Source organism: Spiroplasma endosymbiont of Cantharis lateralis (genome assembly GCF_964030855.1).
Classification (GTDB): domain Bacteria; phylum Bacillota_I; class Bacilli_A; order Mycoplasmatales; family Mycoplasmataceae; genus Spiroplasma_A.
Window position 1 is genome coordinate 295,545 of the sequence record NZ_CAXIQF010000008.1, and the last position, 17,409, is coordinate 312,953.

Genomic DNA, 17,409 nt, shown 5'->3' on the forward strand with positions numbered 1-17,409 from the left:
TTAATTGAACTTATTCATAATATTTTTTAAATCTTCTTCAAAAATAAATTCTTCTACAAAAGATGAAATATTTAAAATTTGATTTTTAATTAAATTAATTTCATCTTCTGACATTTTTGATAATACTCAATCCACAATTTTATAATTTCCTGGATTGCCTATTCCTATTTTTAATCTATTAAAATTTTCAGTTTTTAAATGACTTATAATATTTTTAATTCCATTATGACCACCTGAACTACCAGTATTTCTAAATCTAGTTTTAGATAATTCCAAATCTTTATCATCATACAAAACTATAAAGTCTTTAATTTCTATTTTATAATATTGCAATATTGATATAACTGCTTCTCCAGATAAATTCATAAAGGTTTGTGGCTTTACAAAAAGTACTTTTTCTCCTTTTATATTTGAGAAGAAAATTTCAGCATTAAAATTTTCTGCACTTTTTTGAAAACCATATTTCTCTAATAAAACATCAATAGCAATAAAACCTGCATTATGTCTTGTCTTAAAATAGTTTTTTCCAGGATTACCTAAACCAACAATTAATTTAGGCATTCTATTTTTTATATCCTTTAATATATCCATTAACTCTTTTTACTATTTTATCTTGCTCTTCATTATAAACTCCTGTTAATGAAGATTTTTCATATGAGCTTTTTATCATTCGAGCAAGAAGTTTTGCAACAGAGATAATTTTTAATCCTTTAAATTTACGATCTTCTGGGATTTGAATTGTATCTGTTACAACAACACTATTAACAGTTTTATTATCAATCACTGCTTGCATTTTTGAAACAGCTTCACCATTAAATAAACCGTGACAAGCAATTATATGTATATCTTTTGCGCCTTGTTCTCTTAAAGCCTGAGCTCCTTTTATAATTGTTCCCCCAGTGTCGATCATGTCATCAATAATAAAACAAGTTTTATCCTTAACATCTCCCAAAATAAATTCTACTTCTGCTTTATTTGGTTCTGGTCTTCTTTTTGCAATAACAGCAATACCATTAGTTATATTACCTGTATATTTTGCAACACCATGTACTCTTGATAAACCTCCATGGTCTGGAGATACAAGTATACACTGTGATGGATCTAATTTATTTTTTGATATTGTATCTATAATTTCTGAAGCTACTATTTGAGCAGTTGAAAAATTATCTGTTGGAATATTGAAAAATCCCATAATTTGAGCAGAGTGCAAATCAACAGTTATTACTCTATGTGCACCAGCTGTTTCAATAAGATTAGCAACTAATCTTGAAGTAATTGGTTGTCTACCTTTTGCTTTTCTATCTTGTCGAGCATAACCAAAATATGGAATTACAACATTTATTTTAGCTGCATTTGCTCTTTTAAAAGCATCTACTGCAATCAATAATTCCATTAAATTATCATTTACTGGTTGATTTGTTGATTGAACAATATATATCTCTTGTCCTCTAACAGAATCCAATGATTGAACAATCATTTCTCCATCTAAAAATTTTGATGTATTGGCTTGTGATTCTTCAACCCCTAATATCTCACATATTTTTTTTGTTAAATTCTTGTTTGATGATAAACCAAAAATTTTAATATCTTGTTTGTTCATAAATATAAGTCTCCTTAAATATAATATCAAATTTTTAACTACCTTTTATGATTTGCTAAATTTAAAAACCCTAAATATAACACTTATTATTTAATTTAAATAAACCTTAAAATTAAATAAAACACGCCATATTTGAAAAAATTAAATTCATAAAAAAGATAAATATTACTTGAAAAAAGTTAAATAAAGGAAATTAATATATAATCTAATAGGAGTTAATAAAAATTCCTATACTTGTTTATTTATAAGTCTTAAGGACTTTTTTTATTGCAATAATCATGGAGGTTAAAATGGGATTAGTTTTTTTAGATAATTTAATACATGCCAATGGTGGGAAAAAATTGTATGATAATACAAGCTTTAGACTAAATAGAGGTGAACATATTGCTTTGATTGGTCCAAATGGAGCTGGGAAAACAACTTTATTAAACATAATAGCTGGAAAAATGTTATGTGATAAAGGTGAATTAAAAATACATTCAAAAACAAAAATTGGATATTTAGATCAACATCAAGATGTTGATCTAAATGAAACTGTTGATGCATATTTAAAAGGAGCCTTTATAGAACTTTTTGAATTAGAAGCACGAATGAATAAAATTTATGAAGATATGGCTGTTGAATATAAAGAAGATGATTTAGTAAAAGCTTTAAGTTATCAAGATACTTTAAATTTAAATGACTTTGATTCTATTGATAAAAAAATTGGAAATTTAGTTACTGGATTAGGAATAGGCTTAGAAAAACTTCAAGCAACAATGGGTGAACTAAGTGGAGGTCAAAGAGGTAAAGTAATACTTGCAAAATTATTATTAAGTGGAGATGACTTTTTATTACTTGATGAGCCTACAAACTTTTTAGATTTAGAACAAGTTAAATGACTGGCAAAATTCCTACAATCCTTTGAAAAGGCTTTCATAATGGTTTCACATGATAATGATTTTATTAATAAAACTTGTGGAATAATCTACGCACTTGATAATTTAAAACTTACAAGATATGTTGGAAATTATGATAAATATATTGAAGAAGCAGAAATTCAAAAGGAACAATATGACAAAGCTTTTGTAGCTCAACAAAGAGAAATTAAAAAACTAGAAACTTATGTTGCAAAAAATAAAGCAAGAGCTTCTACTGCAAAATCAGCGCAATCAAGACAAAAACAATTAGAAAAAATTGATGTAATACAAGAGAGAAGAGATTTAACAAAGCCTAAATTTTCTTTTTCTTATAAAAGACCAAGTACTAATGTTATTGTAAAAGCTCATAATTTAATTATTGGCTATGACTCACCTCTTTTACACGAGCTTAACTTTGAATTAAGAGAAGGAGAAAAATGTATTATTAGTGGTAGAAATGGTATTGGAAAAACAACATTTCTAAAAACTATGTCTACAGAAATACCTGCATTTAAAGGTGAAGTAGAACTTGGAAACGCTGTTGAATACGCTTACTTTAAACAAATTGAAGACGTAAGAGGAATTAGTCCTGTTCAATATTTAATTAATAAATTCAATGATATTACTGAATCAGAAGCAAGAGCTAAAATTGCTCAATTTGGTGTTAAAAGTGGATTAATGATGCAACCCATGGAAAAATTATCTGGGGGAGAGCAAACAAGAGTTAGATTAGCAGCTTTAAGTATGATTCCATGTAGTTTGTTAGTTCTTGACGAACCAACTAATCATATTGATGTTTTAGCAAAAGAAGCTTTATTGGAAGCAATAGAAAGCTTTAAGGGAACAGTAATTCTTACAACTCATGATATTAACTTCTCTACAAACTGAGCAAATAGAACACTAGATTTTTCAGATTTAGTGTAGAATAACTTTATAACTGGGAGGTTTACATAATGAAAAAAGAATTTGATTCATCATGTTTTAAATGTGTTGAGGAAATGAGAAAAACAAATCAAGGTGGAGCTGCTGCAAGTGTATTGGCTATGAAAATGCAACAAAATGTTGCTAACCAAGATTTAGATAACATTAAAGTTTGTTCAAGACATGCTTAAAAAATAAAAACTAGTTTATTTTAATAAACTAGTTTTTTTAATAAAAGTTGATCCTGAACCACTCATCTGACCTATTTCTTTATATTTCTTTAAATTAGGATACAGTTGCAAAGCAGGAATCTCCAACATGTTTTTTTCTAAAACATTTTTTCAAGCTTCAATTTCATCAAACTTGTCATAAACCTCTTTTGTATTACATTTAACTTTTGTAAAAATTAAATCCCGTTTTTTTATTTGAGTAACATCTGAAATCTTTTTAACATTATTTCCATAGCCTTTTACTCTTGCAGTATTGAAATTTCATATAAAAAAATAGCAATCTGAACCTATAATTTTTGAGATTTTTTTTAATATTCTAATATTTTTTGTAAAATACTTTGCTACAGTAATTGCGTTACTACTACCTCCACCTAATCCAGAACCAATAGGAATATTTTTAAAAATATCAATATGATAATAAGAATTAATAATTTTTTTATCTCTTAAGAAATTTAAAACTTTATAAACAAAATTATCTTTTTCTAGTTGCTTAAAGTTACAAGTTATTAAATCTTTTTTTTGATTAGATTTTTTAATGTCTATCTCATCATACAAATCATTTACTTTTGTAAAGACAGAATTAATCTTGTGAAGCTTTTTTTTGCTTTTACTTACCTTTAAACTTAAATTTACTTTTGCATAACTTTTTAATAGCATTTCTTTACCTCATTATAAATATTTATGTACTGATCTAAACTAATATTCTCTGGTCTAAGATTTTCTCTTATTTCAACCTTATTAAGAATATTAAAAGCTTCCTCTTTATTATTTGTAATAACTGATAAATTATTTAATATTGTTTTTCTCTTATTATTAAATAACTTTCTTACAAATGATACAAACTTTAAATCATTATCATTTAATTTATTTAAATTAGTATTATTAAATTTAAAAGATATAATTGCAGAATCAACTTTTGGAATTGGTTTAAACATATTCTTATTAACAGTAAATTCATATTTTATATCCGAGTAAAGCTGAGCAGCTACTGATAAACTATTGTAATTATTTTCATTAACTTTTGCACAAATTCTTTGAGCAACCTCTTTTTGAACCATAAATATTGCTTTATTTAATTTTTTAGAAATATTTAATGCTTTAAAAATTATTTCGCTTGTGATGTAATATGGAGTATTTGAAATAATTGAAACTTTTTTATACTGATATTTCTCTATTAGTTCCTTAAAATCAACTTCTAGACAATCATTAATTACTAATTCAAGTCTTTCAGAATTGATCTCTGATTTTAAAATACTCTCCATATCTCTGTCAATTTCTATGGCTATAATTTTATTAAATCTCTTAACTAACTCTTTTGTTAAAGCTCCTTTTCCTGGCCCAATTTCAATTATTAAATGATCTTCATCTTGATCTAAAATATCAATAATTTTATTAATTAAATTTTTATCTGTTATAAAGTTTTGTCCAAACTTTTTCTTTGCATATTGCATTCTTATTCTCCTACTATTTTTTTAAGTTCTTCAACATTTAGATTAATATAATTAACCCATTTAAATAAGGTCTTAGAGTTTATTTTTTCACTTCAATTATACTTTTGAGCTATTTTTTTTCTTGCTTGTGGTTTATAGAACTCATTTTTTAAAAACTCTTCTCAGCTTATACTTAAGTTTAATGAATCAAATGAAATTAAATTAGATAAGGCCTCTTTTATATCGTTATCCTCAGCTTCTGCTAAACCAATTTTTTTTGAATTATTTATGCGTTTCTTATTGATAAATGCATTAAAACATTTAAAATTAAGAAAGATATTAATAGTCTCGCGAATTTTTAAACCAGATCCATCAGGGTCTGTTAATATAATTACACCACGTGTGCTATTAACATCAGAAATAAAATTTAAAGTATTTTTAGATAAAGCAAGACCATTTGTTTCTATGGTATCAACATTATCATTTCCAAATATTTTCTTAAGTTTGGCAGTGTCTGTAACACCTTCAACAATTATAACTTGCTTTATCTTCATAGACTTAACATTACCTTTCTCGTGTATATTACTAGTATTCAAAATACATTTATAGTATAATTATACACGAAGGGTTTTTTTCTTATAAAGGAGGAAATAAATATGGCATCATGAGATCGTAAAAGAGAATTCGTTGCTTTAGATTTAGGAACAGCTAACGTTGTTGCTTATCTAGGTGGACAAGGTATCATTTATAATGAGCCTTCAACAATGGCATACGACGTTCACACAAACACTGTTATTGCTTCAGGTGAAGCAGCATACGAAATGATCGGAAAAACAAACGATGATATTAGAATGGTAGTTCCATTAGTTGATGGAGTTATAGCAGACCTTGACGCAGCTAAAGATTTAATTAAAATAATCTTTTCACGTATTAAATTATCAGACATCTTAAAACATGCATTAGTAGTTCTTGCCTGCCCTTCAGGAGTTACTGAATTAGAGAGAAGTGCATTAAAACAAGTTGTCTCAGATATGGGAGCAAGACATGTTCTTGTTGAAGAAGAAGTTAAATTATCAGCAATCGGAGCTGGAATTAATATTTCTATCGCTAGTGGTCACTTAGTTGTTGACATTGGTGGAGGAACTACTGATATAGCAATTATTTCAGCAGGAGATATTATTATTTCAAGATCAATTAAAGTTGCTGGAAATCATTTAGATGAAGAAATTAGAAAATATATTCGTGCTGAATATAACGTTTTAATCGGAATTAAAACTGCTGAAAAAATCAAAGTTGAAATTGGAGCATTAACAAAAATAGATAATGGACGTACATTCCGTGCATTCGGACGTGACGTTATCTCTGGATTACCAAGAGAAGTTGTTATCTCACCAGATGAAGTAAAAAATGCTTTATTAGCACCATTTTCAAAAATAACAGACCTAATTGTTGAAGTTATGGAAAACACACCAGCTGAATTAGCTGGAGATATCATTAGAAATGGTATTACTATATGTGGAGGAGGAGCTTTAATTAGAGGAATTGATACTTACTTTGAATCAATTTTCCAATTAAAAGTAACTAAAGCTCAAGATCCATTACTAACAGTTATTGAAGGTACTAAAGAATACGAAAAACAAGCAGAAAAATGATTAGAAATTATTGAAATACGTGATTCAAGAGAATATAACATAAAATAATAAATAAGGAAGAGAATGAATCTTCCTTTTTTATTTGTTTATTTTATTTAATAAACACTAGATTATTTAAAGAAAAATGTTTAAACTAAATATATAGTAAAAAAGTGAGGTAACCATTGTGGGGAGAGCAAGTTTAAGAACAAAAAGACATATTGCAATAGACATTGGAACAAGCAAAACTAGAATCTTTATTGAAAAATTAGGAATGGTTTTTAATGAAGCTAGTTTAATAGCTATTGACTATAAAACTAAAAAAGTAATCTCAATTGGGGATGCTACAAAAAAGTTTGTAGGTAAATTAAGTGGAGCAATGCAAATTAAAAGTCTTTTAAAACGCGGGATTTTAACTGATATGAATTTATTAAAACAATTTTTATCAAATATTCTTTTAAAATATGAAGAAGAAGTAAAAAACTCAGTTGTTACTGTAGCTTGTCCTATTAGTATGAGTGATATCGAAAGAAGAGCTCTTATTGAATCAATTAAATCTCTTGGGGTTTCTCATGTAATTATTGAAGATGATATTAAATTGGCATTACTTGGAGCAGGATACAACATCTATGGTTCAGATTCATATATGTGTTTAGAGCTTGGAGCAGGAAAAGCAACAATAGGTTTAGTTAATAATGGAGAAACAATAAATTATAAATGAACAAAGGCTTGTGGAGAAGCAATTGATCAAGAAATTATAAAAACTCTAAAAACAAAAGAAGGTATTTTAATTGGAGATGTTACTGCTGAGGCAATTAAAATTGCTGTAGGTTCAGTTCTAAAAAATAAGGAACCTTTAAAAACAAAAGCATATGGTTACGACTTAAACTCAGCAAGACCAAGAGAAATTGAAGTTCAAGATAAAGATATATCTAAACTTATTTTGTCAGTATTTGGAAATATAACTAATACAATCACTTCACTTCTTGAAGAAACTCAAAGTGAAATAGCTGGAGATATAATAAAGAATGGTTTAATTATTACTGGAGGTCTTTCAAGAATACCTGGTGTAAAATTATTCTTCGAAAACTTTTTCGAAATTCCAGTAATTGTTGCAAAAAATGCTGCAACAGCAACTATTGAAGGCGCTATAATGCATAAAGAAAAAACATTTGATATTATAGAAGCAATGGGTTAGTAATAATATTTTTTATTAATAAGACAAAGTCTTATTTTTTTTTATAAAATAAGACTATAGAACTTAGAGGAAATTATGAATATATTAATAAATAAAATTAGAGATGTTATGGAAAAAGCAATAAAAAAACTCAATTTAAAGGGAGATATTTTAATTGAAAGACCTAAGTTAATTCAAAATGCTGATTTTGCAACAAATTTTGCATTAATTAACTCTAAATTAAATAAGCTAAATCCAATAGAACTAGCACAATTAATTGTTGAAGAAGTTAAAGATAATGAAATTTTTGAAAACGTTGAATTTATAAAACCCGGTTTTATAAATTTTAGAATAAATAATTCTCTTTTAAATGAAGTAATTAAAATGGTAATAAAAGAAGGTCATAATTTTGGTAAATCAAAATCTAAGGGAAAAAAATATAATCTAGAAATTGTTTCTGCTAATCCAACTGGATATTTGCATGTTGGCCATGCAAGAAATGGTTCTATTGGAGACTCTGTTGCAAGAATTTTGAGATTTGCAGGTTATGATGTTGAAACAGAATATTATGTTAATGACGCAGGTAATCAAATTAATATATCTGCAGCAACCCTTTTTTATCATTATAAGGAAATGCAAGGACTTAGTGTTGATAAACCCGAAGAGATTTATGGTGGGGAAATGTATAAAGAGATTGCTCAGATTTTTATAAATGAATATAAGGATAAATTTAAAGATATCTCAATAGTAAATAATAAAATTGATAATGAAGAAGTTAATAATTTATTCAAGCAAAAATCAATTGTCTTTTTTATGAAAGAAATTAAAAATCAAATGAACAGTTTAGGAGTTACAATCAATCACTTCTCAAGTGAGGCAAAGATGTATGAAAATAACTCAATTAATAAAATAATAAAAAAATACAATGAACTTGGCGCAACATATGAAAAAGACAATGCTTTATGACTTAAAACAACTGAATTTGGTGACGATAAAGATAGAGTTCTTAAAAAAGGTGACGGAAGTTTTACATATATAACTCCAGATATAGCATCACACAGTGATAGAATTGATAGAACAAAAGCTAATAAGTATATTAATTTTTGAGGTGGAGATCATCATGGTTATATAACAAGATTAAAAGCAGGTCTTGCTTTATTGGGATATGACTTTAACCTTATTGATATTGATATGATTCAAATGGTTCGTTTAATGAAAGATGGACAAGAATATAAAATGTCAAAAAGAAAAGGCACTGCTGTTTGATTAATAGATCTTTTGGAAATGGTTGGAAAGGATTGTATTAGATACACATTGGTTTCTAAAACCCCTTCTAGTCATATGGATTTTGATTTAGACTTAGCTCTAGAGAAAAATTCAACTAATCCAGTCTATTATGCACAATATGCCACAGCAAGATGTAATAAAATTATTTCTAGTTTTAAAAACTTAAAACTAGAAATAAATAAGTCTATTGAATTTGAAAATCAAAAAGAAAAAGAAATTATAATCTTATTAGATAGCTTTAACTCAATACTTGAATACTCAGCAAGCTCTAGACTTCCTAATATAATTTGTGACTTTATACAATCACTATCAAAATATTTTCATTCTTATTATGCAGAAACAAAAATATTGGATGATGAAAATATTAGTTTAACAAATCAAAGAGTTTTATTAATAAAATCAGTTTATCAAGTATTATCAAATGCATTTAATTTAATAGGAATTGATGTTAAAAATAGCATGTAAAAAACATCCAGTTATTTAAAAATAGCTGGATGTTTTTATTTTTTAAGTTTTTATCATTTCTTGAACAATATCTGCAACGTGTTCGACATCAGTACCAATTATAAGTTGAAGGCCTTGATTACCAAGTCTTTTAATACCATATATTCCTAAGGCCTTTAAATCTTTATCATCAATTCCAGATTTATTATCCTTAACGGTTAACCTTAGTCTAGTACTGCAATTTTCTACTTTTACAATATTTTCTACTTTTACAATATCAATAATACCTTTAGCCATCATTTCATATTTTTGATTTGTCTTATTATTTTTACCTTTTTGAAGTAAAGGTACTGCATCTCCTTCTTCTTCACGACCAGGAGTTTTAATATCAAGTTTTTTAATTAAAATACTAAATGTAAAGTAATATGCAGGGAAAGCCAATCCAGCCAAAACAAACATTCAAAGTGGATTTGATGTTACTCCATACATTTTACCATTTACCATTCCTTCATATTTACTCATTCCTCAAGCATTAGGGAATGAGATTATATAATCAATAAGACCACCACTAAATCCAAAACCAATATGCATATGCATTGCAATAGCAATAGCTGCAAAAATTGAGGTATATAGTGCATTTACCATTCAAAGAATGGGTCCCACAAAAATAAATGAGAAAACTAAAGGTTCATCAATTCCTGTTAAAGCTGCTACAAATGCAACCCCTGCTAAGAAAGTTGTTACCTCTTTTCTTTTTTCTTTTTTAGAACACATTATCATAGCTAATGCTGCCCCTGGTAGTCCTCCTCAAAACATTGGGAAAAATCCTGTCTGAAAATTCCCTGAGACCATAGATTTTTGGAAAGCATTAATATCTCCAAAAATTGTAAAACTTGTTATTCCATCAACATTATTCATTAATACACCATCAGGTAATCCAGACATTTTAATGTTAAAAAACTCTTTGAAGTTATCATTAGTAATGGTAACTCCCCCTAAAAAGTAATTTGATATTGGTTGTAAAATTGTCTCAATAGCCTTTGAATCCAATATACCATTTTCACCAATTAATGGGGATTCATTCATATTGTTAAATAAAACAATACTTCCTGAAAAGTCAACAATTTGACCTTCAATTGGCATTTGGAATCACAAGAATGTATTTACAATATGATGTAATCCTGTGGGTTGAACAATCCTATTTAATAGAGCATATAAGAATGCTCCTGGAACTGCTCAAGAATCACCAGAGGATACTAATTTACCAAATGATACTAAACCATATTGAAATCATGGTCAAAGTATTGCAAATAAGAATGCTACTGGTAGAGATGCTACCATTATAACCATAGGTACAAATCTTCTTCCTCCAAAGAATGAAAGAGCTTGGGGTAATTTAATTCCTTTAAATTTATTGTAAGATCAAGCTGATAAGCATCCTGCTACTATTCCGCCTAATACACCAATATTCAAAATATATGTTCCACCAATAATTTCTAGCTTCTGATTAATCATTCCATATTTTGGTACATAGAATAGCCCTGAAAGAGCACCTGCTAATTCCTTATTTCCCTCTGATTCCTTATAGAAATCAAATGTTACTACTTTATCATAAAATAACTTTGGCAATCCACCTTCAGCAAGAAATGCTACTAGTATAAGATAAAATGCCGCTCCCACTAAAGCTGCTTCACCACGCTGGTCCTTTGATAGACCAAAAGCGGTTCCTATTGCAAATAATAATGGTAATTGATCAAAAATTGTTGCACCAGGTTTTTGTATAATAAATCCAATTCACCAACCAACATTATATTGAGCATCACTATTTAATTCCATAGCTAAAGAGCCAAATCTATTAAGTAGAGCTGCAAATGGCAATAATGCAATTGGATACATCAAGGATTTACCAAGACCTTGTAGTTTTATCAATAAGTTACTAAAAAAGTTATTTTTTTTAGTCTTATCAAAATTTTTTTCTTTCTTCATTTTTGTTTCTTTTGAAACTGTATTCATTTTTTCTTTTTCCTTTCTCACTTATATTCTCTATATAAAATTATAAGAAAAACTTTTTAAATGAGAAATTTTCACTTTTTTTGGAATAATTTGAGATAAAGTTTCATTATTTAGTCATTTCAACTATAAACATTGAGAAACAAAAAATAAAAACAAGAGTAATAAAAAAAATACAAAATACAATCATTCACCCTTTAAATAATTGAAACATTTCCCCCCTAGGTTTCACTGTCAATTGAGGATTTCTATTTTTATAGTGAATAATTAAATATACTATTACGGCAATAATTAAAATTAAAGATAAAATCATTCCTATTAGCAAAGCTATTTTAGTTAAGTTCACTAATTAGAATAGCTCATGAATTAATACTCCCTTAACAACACGATTAACTTCACCTGATGGACATGGATTATCTGGATTAATATTTAATTTGATAGATGTACTTAAAGATAAAATTTGAGCAAACAATATATAATTTAAGCCAATAAAAATTTCATTCAAATCTTCATTTTCAAAATTCAATACATTATCAGAATATTTTTTTATCTCATCAGAATTTGTATTATCAAGAACTATTAGATTTTTAACAACTTTTTCTAAAGCAATCTCTTTTAATAAATCAATTTCATACTTTCTTGCATATTTATTTTTACTCATAAGAATAATAACTGTTGTATTATTATTTATTATTGATTTTGGACCATGTCTAAATGCTAATATTCCATCATAAAAACATGGTATTTTTCCTTGCGTTAATTCTAATAGTTTCAAATGAGCTTCCTTTGAAAAACCCTTAAATTCTGAACTTCCTAAATAAACAACTCTATCATTTTCATCTAGTTTAATATTTTGAATACTTGAATCAATAAGACTTAAGTTTTTCTCAAAATCATTACATAATTTTTTAATATTAATTTCATTACTTGTTTTTAATATAATTTCTAATATTAAAAAAGCTGCCAAAAGCATTCCAGAATAACTTGATGTCATAGCAAAACCTTTATCATTTGATTCTCTTGGTAGTAAAAATACTTTTGCATTTTTACTTTCTTTTCCTATTTTTGCCAATTCTCCCTTTTCATTACAAGTTATAATTAAATGATGAATTTCATCTATTAACTTATTAGCAATATTAAAAGTAGCTATCGATTCTGGTGAATTACCACTTCTTGCAAAAGAGATCAAAATAGTTTTCTCCTCTTTTTTTAAAAAGTTTAGGGGATTTGAAACAATATCTGTTGTTGCTATTGATGATACATTAAGTCCTTTTTTATAGAAATAAGGACTTAATGCTTGCCCTATAAACTCACTAGTTCCAGCTCCAGTAAATACTATTTTGTAGTCCCTATACTTTTCAAAATACTCTTTAAAAACCTCTATTTGTTTAACAACTTCCTTATTTATTTTTTTTCATATAAGAGATTGTTGTAAAATCTCTTTAACAGTATTAAATTTTTCTTCTCTAAAATTTTTACTCATTTTCTTCTCCATTAGAGTAAATTATATTTAAATTTTGAAATGAATCTCCAATTTTTTCTTTACTCTTTTCATCTGTAATTACAAAATCTATATCTTTTATATTAGTAACCTTTTCCACTCCTTCATCCTTTATTTTTGATGAATCTACAAGCAGAATTTTCCCTTTGGCTATTCTTAAAACATCTCTTATTGTCTCTACTTCTGGTAGAAAATCATCATAAATATTTCCTTCCAAATCTAAAGATAAGCAACTAAAAAATATTTTAGAAAACTTAATTCCTTCAAGGTATTTTTTAGTACTACGACTATAAAATACCTGAGACTTTTCTTTAAAAACTCCTCCAAGTAACAGCACATCCATTACTTTATTATTTTTCCATGCTTCTAAAAAAACTGGAAAAGAGTTTGTAACTAATAATTTAACCTTTGTTTTAATCTCTCTTACAAATCTCTCAATAGTTGTTCCAGGAGAACAAAAAATAATTTCATCACTCTTAATAAACTTTGCAGCCTCTTTTGCAATAACATTTTTTTCAAAATGATCTTTTTGAACCTTCCCCATTCTATCTGGTTCGTATATGTTTTCAACTCTTGAAATAATTCCCCCAAAAGTTAAACTTATTTTTTCTTCTTGTTCCAATTCATTAAGATCTCTTCTAGCAGTTGATTTATTAATATTTACACTCGCTGCATAATCAAAGAAATCCTTTGAAGACATAAAATTTTTTTCTATAATTCTATTTAACAAAATATCTTTTCTTTCTAATTTGTGCATATAACCTCCACAAATTAATTGTATCACCATTGGTATAGTTTGAAATAATTTGAAATAATTTGAATAGGTATAAATATAAAAAATATCTATGGTTACCTTATATAAAGTTTTAAAAATTTGAAAAAAAAGTTTATAATAAATTAAATAATAGTTTATATGCATTGTACTAATAAGTCTTGTTTGCAACTTTGCTTTTTTTATGGTAGAATTGTTAAAGATTATATATTCTAGTTTTGAATAGAAATATATAATTCATTTATTTAGAAATATTAAAGGAGAAAACGGTATGGCAAATAAAAAACCAACATTCGTTTCTATGGACCTTGGAACAGCTAATACATTAGTATACATTGCTGGACAAGGAATCGTTTATAACGAACCATCAATAGTAGCTTACAGAATTAAAGAAAACAAAATAATCGCTGTAGGTGAAGAAGCATACAAAATGATAGGTAAAGGAAACAAAACTATTCGTGTTGTAAGACCAATGGTTGACGGAGTTATTACTGATATTAGAGCTACTGAAGCTCAGTTAAGATATATATTTTCAAAACTTAGAATTACAAAACAATTAAAACATTCAATAATGTTGTTAGCATGTCCTTCAGTTATTACTGAATTGGAAAAAACAGCTCTTAAAAAAATTGCTGTTAACCTTGGAGCATCTCAAGTATTTGTTGAAGAAGAAGTAAAAATGGCAGCTTTAGGTGGAGGAGTAAATATTTATGCTCCTACAGGAAACTTAATAGTTGATATGGGTGGAGGAACTACTGATATAGCTGTTTTAGCTTCAGGAGATATAGTTCTTTCAAAATCAGTTAAAGTTGCAGGAAACTATTTAAATGATGAATGTCAAAAATTTATTCGTTCACAATATGGATTAGAAGTGGGATCAAAAACAGCAGAATCAATTAAAGTTAACGTTGGTTCATTAGCAAAATTCCCAGATGAAAGACGTATGAAAGTTTATGGACGTGATGTTGTTTCTGGATTACCAAGAGAAATTGAAATTACTCCAGAAGAAGTACGTGAAGTACTAAAAGTACCAGTATCAAGAATTATTGACTTAACAGTACAAGTTTTAGAAGATACACCACCTGAATTAGCAGGAGATATCTTTAGAAATGGTATTACAATTTGTGGAGGTGGAGCCCTAATTAAAGGAATCGACAAATACTTCGCAGATACATTACAATTACCAACAAAAATTGGTGAACAACCATTATTAGCAGTTATTAACGGAACTAAAAAATTCGAAAGTGAAATCTGAGAAATTATTAAAGCCGAAAAATGACATGAAGATATACTTGGTAGATAATTATTAAGTATTTAAAATAATAAAAATAACATTTCCCTTATATGACTCTCCACAAAGTTATATAATAGGGAAATTTTTTATTTTTAAAATAGAAAAAGATTAATAACTTTTATACATATTATTAAAATTTTTTTATTTTAGATTATGTCATAATTTATCTTGAACGAGGTAAACAGTATGGATAATCACATTATAAAAATAGAAGAGAATAATGAGTATTATGAATTAATTTCTGAAATTATATTTAAGTTTTTTACAATAAACAATAAAAGTATTCTTAAGGGTAACAACAATAGAATCAATGATAATTGTCGTGTTTGATTTATTAATTTTGTTGAAACAAAAAAGAAGGAAGAAGTAATGAAATTAGAAAAATATGCAATATTTCCTTCAGAAAATCTAGAAGAAATAACTTTGTACAATAATACTGGATCAGAGGAATTGAAAATAAAAAGATATGAAAAATTGAAAAAAGAGAATGACGATATAATAGTATTTGCAAAATTTAAAGACAATCTTATTTATAAAGGATATAAATTTTTAGGTATATTTAAATTTAAAGAATTACCAAAAAATGAGAAGTCTTATCAACTATTTATTAAAACTCAAAATTCAATTATATTAAAAATTAAGTAAAAGCTATATGTCAATAACAAATGAAAATGTCTCAAAATCGTAGATTTATTAAACTGTAAATCTACGATTTTTATATTGTTCCTTTCATGTTTTAGAAAAGTAAATATAATTTGTATATCTAAAGTGATTAGATGGAACACTAGGTTTTTTAATTTTAGACTCAGTTTTTTTAACTTCATTAACCTGACCAACTGGTGTATTTTTAGTTTTGACTTCCACTAATCTATAGAACTTATCTGTATAATTTGCATAGAGCTCATTATCATATGTTTCAGTTATTAGTAATTTTGTTTTACTTGCAAAAGTTGTTATATCGTATCCATCATATGTTAAATATGTTTTTGTTTTATATTTAATTATTCCACCTTTATGAACTTGTCTTTCTTCTCTTCTAGCTAAAACAAAATTAATATCCGTATTTTTATTTCAAATTTTCATTTTATTTTTGTTATTATCAATTTGAGTAGAGAACTTGTGATTAAAATTAGGTATGAAAACATTAATTAAGTAATCATTGGCCTGCTCAATAGTTTTGATATTGAATTGTCTTAGTTCTTGGGGAAGTCGTTTTTGAAAAGAACCTCAAAGACGTTCAATCTTGCCTTTGGTTTGCGCGCAACTAGTACTTGTTAGCTTAATTCCAAGTTGTTGACACGTAAAGGCATACTGTATATTAGAGTCTGTTTCAGTAGACTCTTTTTCTTTTGTCTTATAATAAAATACTGTTCTTTTATCTGTAAGTATTTCCTCAGGAGTTCCATAATTTAGAAACATTTGTTTTGTAGCTGTATAATATCCAAATAATGTTTCTTGATAATCAAAATAACCTGCTAATACTTTTCCTGTTGAGTCATCAATGAAAGCATGTAGCGATCATTTTTCATTGGTTACTCAATTATGGCTACATGCGTCTGTTTGAATTCTTTCTCCAAAATATTCCTTTCTATTTTGCATGGGTCTACATTCTTCTAAACTAATAATCTTATCTTTAAAAAACTCTTGTTCCTTATTTGTTAATTTATTTTCTAAGGACTTTTGTCTTAATTGTCTAATTAATTCTTTTCTAGTTGATCTGTGCATATAAGGGGAGTAAACCTCATTTTTAAATAATAAATCTCTTAAGTAAGTGTAACTAACTTTTAAATCTTCATATTCTTCTAAGGATTCTTTGAAATGAACTAGATTATAGTCATGATATTTTTCATTTCTCAAATTTAATATTTTTTGTTCAATTTCATAGGGTGTAGATCTATTTGATAATTTACCTCAGTTTTTATGTATAAATGCAGATATACCTTCATTTGATAATCTTTTAATATTTCTATTAATTGTTCTTCGTGTGCAGTTAAGAATTTGCTCTGCTCTCATTTTTGTTATTTCCCCAGAAATAACTTTTTTAATTGTTTTATATTTTAAATTCTCCATATAACTTAATTTCCTTTTTAATTTCATAATTTGTTACCTCTAATACTTAATTGTAATTGGAGGATATCAATATTTATATAAATATTGGGACATTTCTATTTGTTATACATTGAGACATTATCATATGTTATTTACAATTATAT

Annotated in this window: 16 protein-coding genes; 7 read left to right on the forward strand and 9 right to left on the reverse strand. The window is 26.9% G+C overall.

Going from position 1 to position 17,409, the window contains the following annotated elements; genetic code table 4:
- Entirely contained in the window at positions 1-591 is a 591-nt protein-coding gene (gene pth, locus AAHM99_RS03660) for an aminoacyl-tRNA hydrolase (protein WP_342275365.1), read from the reverse strand.
- Positions 563-1,600, reverse strand: a complete 1,038-nt coding sequence (locus AAHM99_RS03665) for a ribose-phosphate diphosphokinase (RefSeq protein ID WP_342275366.1) — start codon at positions 1,598-1,600, stop codon at positions 563-565. The genes pth and AAHM99_RS03665 overlap by 29 nt, the downstream gene beginning before the upstream one ends.
- A 290-nt stretch (positions 1,601-1,890) precedes the next feature.
- On the opposite strand from AAHM99_RS03665, the gene AAHM99_RS03670 reads away from it, so the two are divergent.
- Both AAHM99_RS03670 and AAHM99_RS03675 read left to right on the forward strand, forming a co-directional pair.
- Positions 1,891-3,423 carry an ABC-F family ATP-binding cassette domain-containing protein gene (locus AAHM99_RS03670; protein WP_342275367.1) on the forward strand — a complete coding sequence of 511 codons (1,533 nt, stop codon included), beginning with the start codon at positions 1,891-1,893 and terminating at the stop codon, positions 3,421-3,423.
- A gap of 29 nt (positions 3,424-3,452) precedes the next feature.
- Complete coding sequence (locus AAHM99_RS03675; protein ID WP_339029997.1) at positions 3,453-3,611, forward strand: hypothetical protein; 159 nt, start codon at positions 3,453-3,455, stop codon at positions 3,609-3,611.
- A 15-nt stretch (positions 3,612-3,626) separates the two neighbouring features.
- Here AAHM99_RS03675 and AAHM99_RS03680 read toward each other — a convergent pair whose 3' ends face one another.
- The 3 genes from AAHM99_RS03680 to rnmV are packed head-to-tail and all read right to left on the reverse strand — an operon-like array spanning position 3,627 to position 5,634.
- The gene (locus AAHM99_RS03680) at positions 3,627-4,307 is read right to left on the reverse strand and encodes a GHMP family kinase ATP-binding protein (RefSeq protein ID WP_342275368.1); all 681 of its coding nucleotides are present in this window, start codon (positions 4,305-4,307) and stop codon (positions 3,627-3,629) included.
- On the reverse strand, positions 4,298-5,101 hold the full coding sequence (gene rsmA / locus AAHM99_RS03685; protein WP_342275369.1) for a 16S rRNA (adenine(1518)-N(6)/adenine(1519)-N(6))-dimethyltransferase RsmA: 804 nt from the start codon (positions 5,099-5,101) through the stop codon (positions 4,298-4,300). The genes AAHM99_RS03680 and rsmA overlap by 10 nt, the downstream gene beginning before the upstream one ends.
- Before the next feature lie 2 nt (positions 5,102-5,103).
- Positions 5,104-5,634 (reverse strand): ribonuclease M5, encoded by a 531-nt coding sequence (gene rnmV / locus AAHM99_RS03690; RefSeq protein ID WP_342275370.1) that lies wholly within the window; start codon positions 5,632-5,634, stop codon positions 5,104-5,106.
- Positions 5,635-5,736: 102 nt separating this feature from the next.
- Here rnmV and mreB (AAHM99_RS03695) point away from each other — a divergent pair, with 102 nt between their 5' ends.
- From mreB (AAHM99_RS03695) to argS, 3 genes are all read left to right on the forward strand, one after another.
- A complete protein-coding gene (mreB, locus tag AAHM99_RS03695) occupies positions 5,737-6,780 on the forward strand; it encodes a rod shape-determining protein (protein ID WP_339029992.1) in 1,044 nt (347 codons plus the stop codon).
- Positions 6,781-6,898: 118 nt separating this feature from the next.
- Entirely contained in the window at positions 6,899-7,909 is a 1,011-nt protein-coding gene (locus tag AAHM99_RS03700) for a rod shape-determining protein (RefSeq protein WP_342275371.1), read from the forward strand.
- A gap of 75 nt (positions 7,910-7,984) precedes the next feature.
- Positions 7,985-9,640, forward strand: a complete 1,656-nt coding sequence (argS, locus tag AAHM99_RS03705; protein ID WP_342275372.1) for an arginine--tRNA ligase — start codon at positions 7,985-7,987, stop codon at positions 9,638-9,640.
- Positions 9,641-9,682: 42 nt separating this feature from the next.
- Here the strand turns inward: argS and AAHM99_RS03710 are convergent, their stop codons facing one another.
- The 3 genes from AAHM99_RS03710 to AAHM99_RS03720 form a co-directional block, all read right to left on the reverse strand.
- Complete coding sequence (locus AAHM99_RS03710) at positions 9,683-11,653, reverse strand: PTS transporter subunit EIIC (RefSeq protein WP_342275373.1); 1,971 nt, start codon at positions 11,651-11,653, stop codon at positions 9,683-9,685.
- A 325-nt stretch (positions 11,654-11,978) separates the two neighbouring features.
- Complete coding sequence (locus AAHM99_RS03715; RefSeq protein WP_342275374.1) at positions 11,979-13,112, reverse strand: SIS domain-containing protein; 1,134 nt, start codon at positions 13,110-13,112, stop codon at positions 11,979-11,981.
- Complete coding sequence (locus AAHM99_RS03720) at positions 13,105-13,887, reverse strand: DeoR/GlpR family DNA-binding transcription regulator (RefSeq protein ID WP_342275375.1); 783 nt, start codon at positions 13,885-13,887, stop codon at positions 13,105-13,107. The genes AAHM99_RS03715 and AAHM99_RS03720 overlap by 8 nt, the downstream gene beginning before the upstream one ends.
- 286 nt (positions 13,888-14,173) lie before the next feature.
- Between AAHM99_RS03720 and mreB (AAHM99_RS03725) the strand changes: the two genes are divergently transcribed.
- Both mreB (AAHM99_RS03725) and AAHM99_RS03730 read left to right on the forward strand, forming a co-directional pair.
- A complete protein-coding gene (mreB, locus tag AAHM99_RS03725) occupies positions 14,174-15,205 on the forward strand; it encodes a rod shape-determining protein (protein ID WP_339029982.1) in 1,032 nt (343 codons plus the stop codon).
- A gap of 177 nt (positions 15,206-15,382) precedes the next feature.
- On the forward strand, positions 15,383-15,841 hold the full coding sequence (locus tag AAHM99_RS03730; protein WP_342275376.1) for a hypothetical protein: 459 nt from the start codon (positions 15,383-15,385) through the stop codon (positions 15,839-15,841).
- Between the two features lie 48 nt (positions 15,842-15,889).
- Here the strand turns inward: AAHM99_RS03730 and AAHM99_RS03735 are convergent, their stop codons facing one another.
- Entirely contained in the window at positions 15,890-17,293 is a 1,404-nt protein-coding gene (locus AAHM99_RS03735; RefSeq protein WP_342275037.1) for an ISNCY family transposase, read from the reverse strand.
- Between the last annotated feature and the right edge of the window lie 116 nt (positions 17,294-17,409).